This is a genomic window from Salinicola sp. MH3R3-1 (assembly GCF_001937155.1).
In the GTDB taxonomy this organism is placed as follows: Bacteria; Pseudomonadota; Gammaproteobacteria; order Pseudomonadales; family Halomonadaceae; genus Salinicola; species Salinicola halophyticus.
Genome location: NZ_MSDP01000042.1, coordinates 1 through 13,707 on the forward strand (window position 1 = coordinate 1; position 13,707 = coordinate 13,707).

Annotated in this window: 12 protein-coding genes; 11 read left to right on the forward strand and 1 reads right to left on the reverse strand. The window is 63.4% G+C overall.

What is annotated here, in order from left to right; translation table 11 throughout:
- The first annotated feature begins 283 nt into the window (after window positions 1–283).
- The 8 genes from fdhA (at window position 284) to BTW08_RS17845 (ending at window position 10,011) form a co-directional block, all read left to right on the forward strand.
- The gene (gene fdhA, locus BTW08_RS17810) at window positions 284–1,477 is read left to right on the forward strand and encodes a formaldehyde dehydrogenase, glutathione-independent (protein ID WP_075563846.1); all 1,194 of its coding nucleotides are present in this window, start codon (window positions 284–286) and stop codon (window positions 1,475–1,477) included.
- Between the two features lie 195 nt (window positions 1,478–1,672).
- Entirely contained in the window at window positions 1,673–2,263 is a 591-nt protein-coding gene (locus BTW08_RS17815; RefSeq protein ID WP_075563887.1) for a DNA-3-methyladenine glycosylase I, read from the forward strand.
- 229 nt (window positions 2,264–2,492) lie between these two features.
- Complete coding sequence (locus BTW08_RS17820) at window positions 2,493–3,743, forward strand: sarcosine oxidase subunit beta family protein (RefSeq protein WP_075563847.1); 1,251 nt, start codon at window positions 2,493–2,495, stop codon at window positions 3,741–3,743.
- A gap of 11 nt (window positions 3,744–3,754) precedes the next feature.
- The gene (locus BTW08_RS17825; protein ID WP_075563848.1) at window positions 3,755–4,111 is read left to right on the forward strand and encodes a sarcosine oxidase subunit delta; all 357 of its coding nucleotides are present in this window, start codon (window positions 3,755–3,757) and stop codon (window positions 4,109–4,111) included.
- Window positions 4,108–7,197 carry a sarcosine oxidase subunit alpha family protein gene (locus BTW08_RS17830; protein ID WP_075563849.1) on the forward strand — a complete coding sequence of 1,030 codons (3,090 nt, stop codon included), beginning with the start codon at window positions 4,108–4,110 and terminating at the stop codon, window positions 7,195–7,197. The genes BTW08_RS17825 and BTW08_RS17830 overlap by 4 nt, the downstream gene beginning before the upstream one ends.
- Window positions 7,198–7,210: 13 nt before the next feature.
- The gene (gene soxG, locus BTW08_RS17835) at window positions 7,211–7,885 is read left to right on the forward strand and encodes a sarcosine oxidase subunit gamma family protein (protein WP_075563850.1); all 675 of its coding nucleotides are present in this window, start codon (window positions 7,211–7,213) and stop codon (window positions 7,883–7,885) included.
- Window positions 7,882–8,748: a formyltetrahydrofolate deformylase gene (purU, locus tag BTW08_RS17840; protein ID WP_075563851.1), complete on the forward strand. Its 867-nt coding sequence runs from the start codon at window positions 7,882–7,884 to the stop codon at window positions 8,746–8,748. Before soxG ends, purU begins: the two co-directional genes overlap by 4 nt.
- A gap of 261 nt (window positions 8,749–9,009) precedes the next feature.
- Entirely contained in the window at window positions 9,010–10,011 is a 1,002-nt protein-coding gene (locus tag BTW08_RS17845) for a TerC family protein (protein ID WP_075563852.1), read from the forward strand.
- Here BTW08_RS17845 and BTW08_RS17850 read toward each other — a convergent pair.
- A complete protein-coding gene (locus BTW08_RS17850) occupies window positions 9,968–11,689 on the reverse strand; it encodes a hypothetical protein (protein ID WP_075563853.1) in 1,722 nt (573 codons plus the stop codon). The two genes, BTW08_RS17845 and BTW08_RS17850, sit on opposite strands and share 44 nt — an antisense overlap.
- Window positions 11,690–11,875: 186 nt before the next feature.
- Here BTW08_RS17850 and BTW08_RS17855 point away from each other — a divergent pair, with 186 nt between their 5' ends.
- The 3 genes from BTW08_RS17855 to BTW08_RS17865 all read left to right on the forward strand — a co-directional run bounded on the left by BTW08_RS17855 (window position 11,876) and on the right by BTW08_RS17865 (window position 13,637).
- Window positions 11,876–12,541 (forward strand): alpha/beta fold hydrolase, encoded by a 666-nt coding sequence (locus BTW08_RS17855; protein WP_075563854.1) that lies wholly within the window; start codon window positions 11,876–11,878, stop codon window positions 12,539–12,541.
- Window positions 12,542–12,617: 76 nt separating this feature from the next.
- Window positions 12,618–13,244, forward strand: coding sequence for a DUF938 domain-containing protein (locus tag BTW08_RS17860; protein ID WP_075563855.1), 627 nt, complete (start codon window positions 12,618–12,620; stop codon window positions 13,242–13,244).
- A gap of 150 nt (window positions 13,245–13,394) precedes the next feature.
- A complete protein-coding gene (locus tag BTW08_RS17865; RefSeq protein ID WP_075563856.1) occupies window positions 13,395–13,637 on the forward strand; it encodes a hypothetical protein in 243 nt (80 codons plus the stop codon).
- Window positions 13,638–13,707: the final 70 nt, after the last annotated feature.

Sequence of the window (13,707 nt, forward strand, 5' to 3'; positions counted from 1 at the left end):
GAGCAAAGAGCTACGAGCAAAGAGCTACGAGCAAAGAGCAAAGAGCAAAGAGCAAAGAGCAAAGAGCAAAGAGCAAAGAGCAAAGAGCAAAGAGCAAAGAGCAAAGAGCTGCAAGTGTTAGACCTTTGGACCTGGCGGCTGTCGCCGCAGCGTCATTCGGTGGCGTGACGAGACCGTTCCACCGTCGAGGTAACTCCTAGTCTGGTTTCGCGCCTTCATTCGATGTCGTCGCCAGAGCGGCACGACACAAGGCATTCCGAGATCAGACCCAGGAGTTCACGCCATGTCTTCACCCGCCAACCGAGGCGTCGTTTTTCGCGGTGCCGGCAAGGTCGCCGTCGAAAGCATTCCCTTTCCCGAACTGGCGCTCGGCAGCCGCCAGTGCCATCACGGCGTCATCCTCAAGATTCTGACCACCAATATCTGCGGCAGCGATCAGCACATGGTGCGTGGCCGAACCACGGCACCGGAAGGGCTGGTGCTGGGCCACGAGATTACCGGCGAAGTAATCGAGTGCGGCCGTGATGTCGAATTCATCAAGCAGGGCGACATCGTTTCGGTGCCGTTCAACGTTGCCTGCGGGCGCTGCCGCAACTGCAAGCGTGGCGACACCCACATCTGCCTGCACGTCAACGGTGATCGCGCCGGCGGCGCCTATGGCTATGTCGACATGGGCGGCTGGGTCGGGGGGCAGGCCGAATACGTGATGGTGCCCTATGCCGACTTCCAGCTGCTCGTCTTCCCTGACAAGGCGCAGGCGATGGAGAAAATCCTCGATCTGACCATGCTCTCGGATATCTTCCCCACCGGCTTCCACGGCTGTGTGACGGCCGGTGTCCAGCCGGGTTCGACGGTCTATATCGCCGGCGCGGGCCCTGTAGGGCTGGCAGCGGCAGTTTCCGCCCAGCTGCTGGGCGCGGCCTGCGTGATCGTCGGCGACATGAACGACAAGCGCCTCGATCAGGCTCGCAGCTTTGGCTGTGAAGGTCTCGATCTCAAGCAGGATGCCAGCATGTCGGAGCTGATCGAGTCGGTGCTGGGCGTGCCGGAGGTCGATGCCGCGGTCGATGCGGTGGGTTTCGAGGCCAACTGCCATGGCCACAACCACGCGCATGAGCAGCCGGCTACCGTGCTCAATGCCGTCATGGAAATCACCCAGGCGGGCGGGCGGGTCGGCATTCCCGGGCTTTACGTCACCGAGGACCCCGGCGCGGATAGCGAAGAGGCCAAACATGGCAATCTCTCGATGAAGTTCGGTCTCGGCTGGGCCAAGGCGATGTCGTTCCACACCGGCCAGACGCCGGCCATGCGTTATCAGCGCCAGTTGATGCAGGCGATCCTTCACGACAGGGTACAGATCGGCAAGGCCGTGAACGTGCAGACCATCTCGCTCGACGAGGCGCCGCAGGGTTACGCCGACTTCGACGGCGGCGCGGCCAAGAAATTCGTCATCGATCCGCACGGGACGCTCAAATAGCCACGAGCTACGAGCCACGAGCCACGAGCCACGAGCCACGAGCCACGAGCCACGAGCCACGAATAGCGCCAATTTTGGGGCGCTGAAAAAGCAGCCGGCACCGCTTTCGAGCGGCGCCGGCTCATTAGTATTTGGCGAGCCGGGGGCAGGGCGTCACAATCAGACACGATTTCATGAGAGTGACGAGAGCCGATGATGAGTGAACCGATCCCTGACCTGCCGCGCTGTGCCTGGGCTCAGACCCACCCGCTGAATGCCGAGTATCACGACGAGGAGTGGGGCGTTCCGGAGTACGACAGCCGCGCGCTGTGGGAAAAGCTGATCCTGGATGGCTTTCAGGCAGGGCTTTCCTGGCTCACCATTCTCAAGAAGCGCGACGCCTTTCGCGACGCCTTCGAGGGGTTCGACCCCGAGCGGATCGCGCAATACGACGAGCAAGAGGTCGAGCGTCTGATGGGCAACGCCGGCATCATCCGCTCGCGATCCAAGATCGAGGCGACCATCGGCAACGCCCAGGCATACCTCGCCATGCGAGACAACGGCGAAGATTTCTCCGAATTCCTGTGGGGCATGGTCGGCGGCCGGCCGATCCAGCGAGACGTCGAGCGCGATGGGCCGGTCCCCACCCAGACCCCGCTCTCTGTAGATATCTCCAAGGCGCTCAAGAAACGCGGCTTCAAGTTCGTCGGTCCGGTCATCGTCTACGCCTGGATGCAGGCAGTGGGCATGGTCAACGACCACGCCGAGACGTGCCATCGCCGCAAGCCGGTGGCGGCGATGGGCTGATCATCGAGTCGCGAATTCGCTGACGCCGCTCGATCTGAGCGGCGTTTTTCGTTGTCACCATGAATCTCTGCACTGATCGAACGCTGTCGCAAATCGTATCGTCATGTCGCAAACACGCTTGAGCGTGACGTCGCAGAACATCATGCCCCCCTGAGCGGACGATACCATCGCGGAAAATCATCGATCCGTCGGTCGATGCCGCCGTCCGCCGTGGCGTAGAGAGGGGCTCATGCAACGCTATTCCGGTTTCAGTTTGGTCAAACACGCGCTCAGCCATCACGAGAACTGGCAGCGTCATTGGCGTAACCCGGTCCCGAAGAAAGAGTACGACGTGATCATCGTCGGCGGTGGCGGGCATGGGCTGGCCACTGCCTATTACCTGGCCAAGCAGCACGGCATCACCAACGTGGCGGTGATCGAGAAAGGCTGGCTCGGCGGCGGCAACACGGCGCGCAACACCACGATCGTGCGCTCGAACTATCTGTGGGATGAATCCGCCGCACTCTACGAGCATTCGATGAAGTTGTGGGAGGGGCTTTCCCAGGATCTCAACTACAACGTGATGTTCTCCCAGCGCGGCGTGCTCAACCTCGGCCATACCTTGCAGGACATGCGCGACATCCAGCGCCGCGTCCACGCCAATCGCCTCAACGGCATCGACGGCGAAGTAGTCACGCCGGAGCAGATCAAGGAGATCGAGCCGGCGCTGGATACCTCCAAACGAGCGCGCTATCCGATTCTCGGTGCTTCCTGGCAGCCGCGCGGCGGGGTGGCCCGGCACGATGCGGTGGCGTGGGGATTCGCCCGCGGTGCCGATGCGCGCGGTGTCGACCTGCTCCAGCAGACCGAGGTCACGGGCTTCAAGATCGTCGACGGCAAGGTTGTCGGCGTCCATACCAACCGCGGCGATATCGGCGCCAGAACCGTGGGCTGCGTCACCGCGGGCAACTCGGGCGTGCTGGCGAAGATGGCCGGCTTCCAGCTGCCGGTGGAGTCGCATCCGTTGCAGGCGCTAGTGTCCGAGCCGCTCAAGCCGATTCTCAATACCGTCACCATGTCGAATCACGTTCACGGCTATATCAGCCAGTCCGATAAGGGCGATCTAGTGATTGGTGCGGGAATCGACGGCTACCTCGGCTACGGCCAGCGCGGCAGCTTCTCGGTGGTCGAGCACACCCTGCAGGCGATCATCGAGATGTTCCCGATGTTCTCCCGGGTGCGCATGAATCGACAGTGGGGCGGCATCGTCGACACCACGCCGGACGCCTGCCCGATCATCTCCAAGACGCCGGTACAGGGGCTCTTTTTCAACTGCGGCTGGGGAACCGGTGGCTTCAAGGCGACGCCGGGTTCCGGCAACGTCTTCGCCTGGACGCTGGCCCACGGCCAGGCCCACCCGATCGCGGCACCGTTCTCGATCGATCGATTCCGGACCGGGGCGCTCATTGACGAACATGGCGCAGCCGGCGTCGCGCATTAAGGAGAAAGACCATGTTTCATATCTACTGCCCTTACTGCGCCGAGTATCGCGAGGAGGAGGAGTTCCATCCCAAGGGGCAGGCGCACATCGCTCGGCCGGCGGATCCGACCGCGACCTCCGATGATGTCTGGGGCGAATACCTCTTCTTCCGCGACAATCCTCGAGGGGTGCACCACGAGCTGTGGGTCCATGCAGTGGGCTGTCGCAAGTTCTTCAACATCACCCGCGATACTCGCAGCTACGCGATTCTGGAGACCTATCGCATGGGCGAGCGGCCGACGGTGACCGTCGATTCCATGATTCTGGCCGAGCGAGATGCCGAGCAGGTGACCACGTCGACCGCGACGATGCAGGGAGTGCCGTCATGAGTTCTACCCAACCCTGCCGCCTGGGATCGGATCGTGGAGTCGGGAGCCAGATCGATCGTGACAAGCCGTTGTCGTTTACCTTCAATGGCAAGTCTTACCAGGGCTATGCCGGCGACACCCTGGCCTCCGCGCTGCTCGCCAATGGCGTCGATGTCGTCAATCGCAGCTTCAAGTACTCGCGCCCCCGCGGTGTCGTCGCCGCCGGCGCGGAGGAACCCAACGCCATCGTCCAACTGGGCGCGAGCGAAGCCGCTCAGGTGCCGAATGTCCGGGCCACGCAGCAGTCGCTCTACGAGGGTCTGACGGCTCGCAGTACCAACGGCTGGCCGGACGCCCAGCGCGACATGATGGGGCTGGTCGGCAAGCTGGGCGGACCGTTCATGCCGGTGGGGTTCTACTACAAGACCTTCAAGGCGCCGGCGTCGATGTGGCGGACCTACGAGAAATATATCCGCAAGGCGGCCGGACTGGGCCGGGCACCGACCGAGAGCGACCCGGATATCTACGATCACATCAACCGGCACTGCGAGGTGCTGGTGATCGGGTCTGGCCCCGCCGGGCTGATGTCGGCGCTGGTTGCGGCCGGCAGTGGCGTCAGGGTGATTCTCTGCGACGAACAGCCGACCTTTGGTGGTTCGCTGCTGGATAGCGGCGAGACGATCGACGGTATGGCCGCCTCGGAGTGGGCCAGGAACGCCGTCGAGCGTCTGGCGGCGATGGATAACGTCACGCTGCTGCCACGCACCACGGCCAACGGTTATTTCGATCACAACTTCGTGACGCTGCACGAGCGACGCACCGAACATCTCGGTGACACGGCGCCCAGAGTCGACGGACGTCGCCAGCCGCGCTCGCGTCTGCACCGGGTGCGGGCGCGGCATGTCGTGTTGGCGAGTGGCGCCCACGAGCGGCCGCTGGTCTACGCCGGCAACGACATGCCGGGCAATCTGGTTGCCGGGGCGCTGTCGACCTATATCCGGCGTTATGCCGTGCGGCCCGGCCGGCGGCTGGTGCTCTCCACGACCAACGATCATGCCTATCGGGCCGCACTGGACTGGCACGAGGCGGGTGGCGAAGTGATCGCGATCGCCGACGCTCGTGCCAACCCGGATGGCGAGCTCGCCGAGCGGGCGAAGGCGGCCGGGATCCGGATCATGGCCGGCAGTGCGGTGATCGAGGCGACTGGTGATCGCAAGGGGCATCGGGTCAACGGCGCCCGAATTGGCGCTATCGATATCGAAGGCTTCCGCGTCAGCGGCGAAGTGGAGACGCTGAGCTGCGACACCGTCGCCACATCCGGCGGCTACAGTCCGGTGGTGCACCTTGCCGCGCATACCGGCGTCCGACCGGTCTGGCGTGACGACATCCTGGGCTTCGTTCCGGGCCAGACGACATCGAAGGTCGATGGTTTCAGCGTGGTGGGGGCAGCTGCCGGTCTCTACCCGACCGGCGCGTTACTCGAGGACGCCGTGGCGCAAGTCGTCCGCGCGCTGGAAAGCGATGGCATCGATGTCGAGAGCGGGAAGGTGCCCGACATCGATACCCTGCGCGAAGGCGCGGCCGTCGCGCTGTATCAGATACCCCACGACAAGCCGACCATGCGCGCGCCCAAGCAGTTCGTCGATCTGCAGAACGACGTCACCGCCGCGGCGATCGAGCTGGCGACGAAAGAGGGCTTCGAGTCGATCGAGCACGTCAAGCGTTACACCGCGATGGGCTTCGGTACCGATCAGGGCAAACTGGGCAACATCAATGGCATGGCGATCGCCGCGCGCTGTCTGGGGCAGACCATTCCCCAGACCGGGACTACCGTGTTTCGGCCCAACTACACGCCGGTCAATTTCGGCGCCATCGTCGGTCGCCACTGCCGGGATCTGTTCGATCCCGAGCGTTACACCGCCATGCACCAGTGGCATGTCGAACACGGGGCGGCGTTCGAGGACGTCGGGCAGTGGAAGCGACCCTGGTACTATCCACAAAAACGCCGCGACAACGCCGATGGCGAGTTCGAATCGATGCACGAAGCCGTCATGAGGGAATGCCGGGCGGTGCGCGAGAAGGTCGGCGTGCTCGACGCCTCGACGCTGGGCAAGATCGACATTCAGGGGCCGGACGCGCGGGAGTTCCTGGGCCGGATCTATACCAACGGCTGGGAAAAGCTGGCGGTGGGCAAGGCGCGCTACGGCCTGATGTGCAAGGACGATGGCATGGTGATGGACGACGGCGTCACCACCTGTCTCGCCGACAACCATTTCCTGATGACCACCACCACCGGCGGCGCCGCGGCGATTCTCGAATGGCTGGAAATCTGGCATCAGACCGAATGGCCGGAACTGGAGGTCTACTTCACCTCCGTGACCGATCACTGGGCGACGCTGACGCTGACGGGCCCGGAGGCAAGAAACCTGCTTTCCGAGCTGACCGATATCGATCTCGATCGCGATAGTTTCAAGTTCATGGAGTGGCGGGAAGGCGCCGTGGCCGGGGTACCGGCGCGGGTCTACCGGATCTCGTTCACCGGTGAGCTGTCGTTCGAGGTCAACGTGCAAGCCAACTACGCCATGCAGGTCTGGGAGGCCCTGTTCGCCCATGGCGCGAAGTACGGGTTGACCCCTTATGGCACCGAGACCATGCACGTGCTGCGAGCGGAGAAGGGTTTCATCATCGTGGGCCAGGATACCGACGGTTCGATGACCCCGGAGGATCTCGGCATGCATTGGTGCGTCGGCTACAACAAGCCGTACCCATGGATCGGCAAGCGCGCGCTGACCCGCTCCGACACTCGGCGCGAGGACCGCAAGCAACTCGTCGGTCTCAAACCCCTGGATGCGAAGGTGGTGCTGGAAGAGGGCGCCCAGATCGTGCTCGATCCCCAGCAGGCCATTCCGATGCGCATGGTCGGCCATGTGACCTCGAGCTATTACAGCCCGACGCTCGATCATGGTTTTGCCCTGGCGGTGGTCAAGGGCGGACACAAGCGCATGGGGGAGCGAGTCTATCTGCCGATGCCGAACGGCGAGACCCACGTGGCCGAAGTGGTCGGCTCGATCTTCTATGACCCGAAAGGGCAACGTCAGAATATTTGAGGGAAGCGTCAACATGGCTAGAGTCGCTCAGTTCGATCCGCATCCGGTTCACGGTGCGGCGACCCAATCGCCGCTACATCATCGGGCCGCCAGCAAGCCTTCCGGCGATAGCCGGGTCACGCTGGTCGAGCATGCTTTTCTCGACCATCTGGTGCTGCGTGGCGAGCCCCAGGGGCTGGCCGCGTCGGTCCGGGCCGTGCTCGGCCTCGAGCTGCCTGTTGAACCGCAGCGGCTGGTCATCGGTGAGATCGGTTCGTTGCAATGGCTATCGCCGGACGAGTGGCTATTGATCGTTGCCGCTGGCGAGGGCTTTGGTCTTCAGCGTGAACTGCGCGAGGCACTGGGCGACTCCCACTTCAGCATCGTCGATGTCAGCGGCGGTCAGACGCTGCTCGAGCTCAGTGGCGAGCGCGCCGTCGACGTGCTGATGAAGTCCACCGTCTATGATGTCGATCCCCGGGCTTTCCCGATAGGCAAGGGGGTTACCAGCGTCTTCGCCAAGGCGACGGCCGTGGTCCGGCGTGTCGGCGAGGAGCGGTGGGAACTGGTCGTGCGGCGAAGTTTCGCCGACTACTGCCTGCGCTGGTTGCTGGACGCCGGCGAGGAGTATGGCATCGACTATCGTCCCGCCAAGGTGGCGGCCACAACACCGCGGGCCGCGGTCGCCGACACGGAGACGGTGTCGTGAGCGGTGCCCGAGACGTATGGGTGCTGGCGGCTCAGTGCCCCAGTCGGCTGGGAACGGTGGATGTCGTCACCCGTTTTCTGAAAGAGCAGAGCTGCTATATCACCGAGCTGCATTCGTTCGACGACTATCAGGGTGGCCAGTTCTTCATCCGCGCGGCGTTTCGTCCGGAACTCGCCGAGTTCTCCGAGTCGCTCTTTCGGGATCGCTTCGCGGCCCGCGCCGCCGAGTTCGGCATGTCCTTCGAGCTGATGGCGCCGGATTATCGGCTGCCGGTAGTGATCATGGTCTCGAAGGCGGACCACTGCCTGAACGATCTGTTGTACCGCTATCGAACCGGGCAACTCTCGATCGACGTGCGCGCGATCGTCTCCAACCATCCGGACCTGGAACCGTTGGCCAGCTGGCACGGGTTGCCGTACCACTGCCTGCCGATCACGCCGGAGACCAAGCTGGAACAGGAGGCCGCCGTTCGGCGCGTGGTGCAGGAGAGCGGTGCGGAGCTGGTGATTCTGGCGCGCTACATGCAGGTGCTGTCGCCGGCGTTGTGCCATGAGTTCGCCGGACGCGCGATCAATATCCACCATTCGCTGCTGCCGGGATTCAAGGGCGCCAAACCCTATCACCAGGCCTACGAGAAGGGCGTCAAGCTGGTCGGCGCGACCGCGCACTACATCAACGACGACCTCGACGAAGGACCGATCATCGCGCAGGGGGTCGAATCCGTGGATCACAGCCACTACCCCGAGGATCTGGTGGCCCGGGGGCGCGACATCGAGTGTCTGACGCTGGCCCGCGCCGTGCGTTTTCACCAGGAAAAGCGGGTGTTTCTACATGGCGGACGCACGGTGGTCCTGACGGGTTGACGCGAGGCCGTCGGTCGCTCGTGAAGTTTGCGTCCACGCCGGTTTCCCCGCTTGCTTACACCCTGACTTCAGGACACAATGCGGCCAGCACGGAAGGGGAGTATCCCACGGGCAGGATTGGTCAATATCCGCCCCGGCGATAGCGTCGTCAGCACGGGCCATATGCCCCGGCGTTATCGGTTGCCCTGACAGTCAGCAGATGACGGTCAGGGCGACGGGAGAGACTTTCGGTGACGTTCACCGTCTACCGGAGGTTCTCCTATGCACGTACCCGTCTGGGTCTGGCTGGCGACTGTCGCTGGCATCGCAGCACTCTTCATCTTCGACTTCTACGCCCATGTGCGTAAGCCTCACGATCCTACCTTCAAGGAAGCGGCCTGGTGGTCGGTCTTCTTCATTGCTCTGGCTGCCATCTTCGGTGGTGGTCTGTGGTGGGTCTGGGGCGCGCAACATGGCGCCGAGTACTTCGCGGGCTTCATCACCGAAAAGAGCCTTTCGGTCGATAACCTGTTCGTCTTCCTGATCATCATGTCCAAGTTCGCGGTGCCGCGTGCCTATCAACAGAAGGCGCTGCTGATCGGCATCGTGATCGCGTTGATCCTGCGCGGCATCTTCATCGCCGTCGGCGCGGCGGCCATCGCCCAGTTCAGCTGGGTGTTCTATCTGTTCGGGCTGTTCCTGCTCTACACCGCGTTCCAGCTGGTGCGCGAAGGTGCCGGCGGGCATGACGAAAACGAGGAGTACGAGCCCAACGCCATCGTGCGCTGGATCCAGAAGCGCCTGCCGGCGACCGACGAGTTCGACCGCGACCGCCTGCTGACGGTCAAGAACGGCAAGCGTCTGGTGACGCCGCTGTTCATGGTGGTGGTGGCGTTGGGGATGACCGACGTGCTGTTCGCGCTGGATTCAATCCCCGCGATCTACGGGCTGACCAAGGAGCCCTACATCGTCTTCACCACCAATGCCTTCGCCTTGTTGGGCTTGCTCCAGCTCTACTTCCTGCTGGGTGGCCTGCTGACCCGTCTGGTCTATCTCAGCCTGGGGCTGTCGTTCATCCTGGCCTTCATCGGCGTCAAGCTGATCATCGAGGCGATGCATACCAACAGCCTGCCGTTCATCAACGACGGCCAGCCGCTGCATCTGGTCCCGGAGATTCCGATCTGGCTGTCGATGACGATCATCCTCGGCACGCTGGTGATCACCACCGTGGCCAGCCTGATCAAGAGCCGGAACCTGAAGTCGTCGCCGTCACATCAGGAGTGACGGCACCGTAAATCTGGTGGAGCAGGCCGCGCATCGCCTGCATGGGAATCGCGGCTTCCGGCCCGGGCGGGAACATGCCGGGCCGGAAGCCGTGATCGATGAAGCCCTCGAGCAGCGCCGGGTCGTCGCTGATGACATGCATCGGCACGTCCCTGCCGGGCTTGCTGCCGATGATGGCCGGCGCGGCCTGGTGGTCGCCGAGGATCATCATCAGCGTGTGATCGCCGCGATCGCCTTTGTCGGAATCGTTTTTTCCCGGAGCCTTTTTTCCCAGAGCCTCTTTTCCCAGATAGCGCCGGGCGAAGCCGCTGGCCGCTTGCAGTGAATAGTCTATCGCCGGCGCGTAGTTCCGCCGCATCGCTTCGGTGTCGTGCCATAGCGACGCGTAATCCTCCCCGGCACCCTGCCAACGATCGAAGACCTGACCATCACCGATGGTCGACCAGTCGTCGATCATGCCGATGACCGGCGACCACGGGGCATGGCTCGATAGCGTGGCCAGTTCGGTGAAGGTCGGGCCAGGATGGCGCGACAGCACGTAGTCTTCCACCCGCTGCCAGGTGAACTGGTCCGGCATGCTGGCCCAGCCCATCGAAGGACCGTTATAGCCCATGCTGCCGGAGGTATGGATCTCGTCGTAGCCGTAAAGACTGCCTTCCGGCCACTCCCGCGTGATACCCGGCATGATGGCGGCGGTGTCGTGGCCGGTCGCCTTGAAATCGTCGATCAGGGTCGAGTGCGGGCTGTCGATCATCAGTTCGAAGCGCAGCTCAGACGTGACCGGCAGGCCGCTGGCGAAAGTGGCGTGGTTGAGCCAGGACTGGCCGCCCAGCGTGGCCGCGGTGACGCGTCCGGTGACGACCGATAGCCCGGCGGCGGCGAGCTGGTTCTCGATCGTCTCGAGGCGCGGCTGGATTTCGGCCTTGAACGGCTCGCGCTCGATGGCCGCGACGCCGTAGGACTCGATGAAGCCCAGAATCACATTGGTATGCGCCAACCCCGGCAGCGGCTGGCCGCCGGGAGTCGCGTAGGCGTGATCATCGGCGTAGAGCTGACGGCCGAACGTTGCCATGGCCTGGCGCGTTTCCTGCGCCCGCTGCCATTCGAACGTCACGAAATTGACCGCGGGGTGGCCGATCTTGGCTACCCATGACGAGGTTTCGTCGCGATGCATGTCGTCGAGTCGAGCCAGACCGACACCGCCGATCAGAACCAGCAGCAGCGCCAATCCACGCGACGTATTGCGAGCGTGAAAGCCTTGCAGCAGCCTGGCCAGGACCAGCCCCACGGCGAACAGGCCCAGGCCGATGGCCACCAGCCCGCCGATCGCCAGTGGCAGCCCGAGATTGGTCGCGATCAGCTCGATCAGAATCGGTACCAGCTTGATATCGGTGTAGAGGTTCAGCGACCGCCCCTGCATGGTCTGGGTCAAGGCGTCGCCCGCGGCACCGAGGACGACGGTGAGGACCAGGATGGCGACCAGGCCGGCTACCCAGCGGCGCCAGCGCGCGGGGGGCAGCAGGGCCATCAATCCGATAATCAGCGGCGCCTCGAGCGCGATCCAGTGTCTGGGTGGAAATCCGGCCCAGGGCAGTTCCGGCGTCAGCAGCAGAACATTGAGTAACACCAGCGCCAGCAGCAGGTAGCCGCGAGGCGTCCGAAGATGGGAGAACATCATGGCTCTTCCTTGAGTGCCTCCGGCGTTGCGGAGTCAGCACGCTGCTGACCTGGCGCCGTCGGACGAGTGAATGTCGGATCCGTTTATCAACCTACGCAGCGGGCAAGCTCGCGGATGGCACGTTAGACTGGGCGGCGATAATTTCCAATCCAGACCGGGCCGACCGGGTGACGAGGACGATCTCACATGGCATCTGCGCAAGAATTGATCATTGAACCGACGAATGGGCGAAAGGCCGATGCCTGCGTCATTCTGCTCCATGGACTGGGCGCGGATGGCCACGACTTCGAGCCGCTGGTGCCGGCGCTCGGATTGCCGGACTCGCTGGCGGTGAGGTTCGTGCTGCCCCATGCGCCGCAGCTGCCGGTCACCGTCAATGGTGGCATGACGATGTCGGCATGGTACGACATTCTGGAGATGAATCTCGGGCGCCGGGTCGATGTCGATCAGCTGCGCGCGTCTGCCGAACGCATCCACGCCCTGATCGACGACCAGATCGCCGCCGGCATCGACAGCCGTCGCGTAGTGATTGCCGGTTTTTCCCAGGGTGGTGCGGTGGCCTACGAGGCGGCGCTCTCTTATCCGCAGCCATTGGCCGGTCTGCTGGCGCTGTCGACCTATTTCGCCACCGCCGACAGCATCGACCTGGCCGAAGCCAACCGGCGTCTGCCGATCGAAGTGCATCACGGCTCCGCGGATCCGGTGGTCCCCGAGTCGCTGGGTCGTGAAGGCGCCGAGCGGGTCGAGTCGCTGGGTTATCCGGTCAATTATCGTACCTACGAGATGGGTCACAGCCTGTGCCCGGAACAGGCCCAGGATATCGCAGCCTGGCTGACCGCCACGCTCGAATGAGCCCAGCCCCTCGTGGGCCCAGTCCCTCATGAGCTTAGCCCCTCGTGAACGAAGTCCTTCATGAACGGAGCCCTTGATGAACAGCATGGATAGTCTTGAGCACGGAGACGACCGACGCCTGTCCAGTCCGGCGGCCCAGCGCAACCGCGAGCCGATTCTGGCGGTACTCCGATCGGTATTGCCAAAGACGGGGCGGGTGCTGGAGATCGCCAGCGGCAGCGGCGAGCACGCGGTCTATTTTGCTCGCCAGCTTGCACCGCTGTGCTGGCAGCCGACGGATCCCAGCGGGACGGCGCTGGCGTCGATCGCCGCCTGGCGCGACCAGGAAGCGTTGGAGAACCTCGCGGCACCGGTTCGCCTGGACGTCACCGGGGAGTGGCCGACATTGCCGGATCTCGCGGCTATCGTGTGTATCAACATGCTGCATATTTCGCCCTGGGCAGCGAGCGAGACGCTGTTCGCTGCGGCCGGTCGCCAGCTTCCCGTGGGCGGCGTACTTATCGTCTACGGTCCTTTCCGTCGCGATGGCGAGCACACCGCGTCCAGCAACGAGGCCTTCGATCAAGATCTCCGCTTGCGGGATCCGCGGTGGGGAATTCGTGATCTCGAAATGGTCCAGGTGCTGGCGGTCGACAATGAACTCACCTGCGAGGCGGTCAACGAGCTCCCGGCGAACAATCTCTGCGTCGTCTGGCGACGCTGAGCACGCCGGCCGCATTGCGGCATCACCGAATGACGTCGTGGCCAATAACTCGACTACACTCAACCCAGAACGTCCAACGCACATTGATCGATGTTCAGCGATCAGTGTTCAGCGATTACCGTTTATCGGTCAGCAAGGAGTGATGACATCGTGTCAGATTTTTCCGAAGAATTTCGCATGCCCAAGGGTTGCCCCAACTGCGGCAATCATATGATGAAGGTTTCACAGGCCAAGTCGCCGGACGATCAGGTGTTTTGCACGTCCTGCAACGAGGAAGTCTGTGCATGGGAAGAGGCCGAGCGGATCATGGCAGAGACCCCGCGCAGCGAGTCCGAACAGCTGATCGAGGACGTCATGAACAACAAGAAGCCGTCCGAGGACGACGACCGATAGCGGCGATCGGAACCCGTCGACGAAAACGCCCAGGCCAAGGCCTGGGCGTTTTGCGGTCGGTAGTCGGTTG

Excerpts from the sequence above, each read along its gene's own strand:
- BTW08_RS17860 (WP_075563855.1), top strand. The coding sequence starts at position 12,618 with ATGAACAGCATGGATAGTCTTGAGCACGGAGACGACCGACGCCTGTCC.
- BTW08_RS17825 (WP_075563848.1), top strand. The coding sequence starts at position 3,755 with ATGTTTCATATCTACTGCCCTTACTGCGCCGAGTATCGCGAGGAGGAG.
- BTW08_RS17855 (WP_075563854.1), top strand. The coding sequence starts at position 11,876 with ATGGCATCTGCGCAAGAATTGATCATTGAACCGACGAATGGGCGAAAG.
- BTW08_RS17830 (WP_075563849.1), top strand. The coding sequence starts at position 4,108 with ATGAGTTCTACCCAACCCTGCCGCCTGGGATCGGATCGTGGAGTCGGG.
- BTW08_RS17850 (WP_075563853.1), bottom strand. The coding sequence starts at position 11,689 with ATGATGTTCTCCCATCTTCGGACGCCTCGCGGCTACCTGCTGCTGGCG.
- BTW08_RS17820 (WP_075563847.1), top strand. The coding sequence starts at position 2,493 with ATGCAACGCTATTCCGGTTTCAGTTTGGTCAAACACGCGCTCAGCCAT.
- BTW08_RS17845 (WP_075563852.1), top strand. The coding sequence starts at position 9,010 with ATGCACGTACCCGTCTGGGTCTGGCTGGCGACTGTCGCTGGCATCGCA.
- fdhA (WP_075563846.1), top strand. The coding sequence starts at position 284 with ATGTCTTCACCCGCCAACCGAGGCGTCGTTTTTCGCGGTGCCGGCAAG.
- soxG (WP_075563850.1), top strand. The coding sequence starts at position 7,211 with ATGGCTAGAGTCGCTCAGTTCGATCCGCATCCGGTTCACGGTGCGGCG.
- BTW08_RS17815 (WP_075563887.1), top strand. The coding sequence starts at position 1,673 with ATGAGTGAACCGATCCCTGACCTGCCGCGCTGTGCCTGGGCTCAGACC.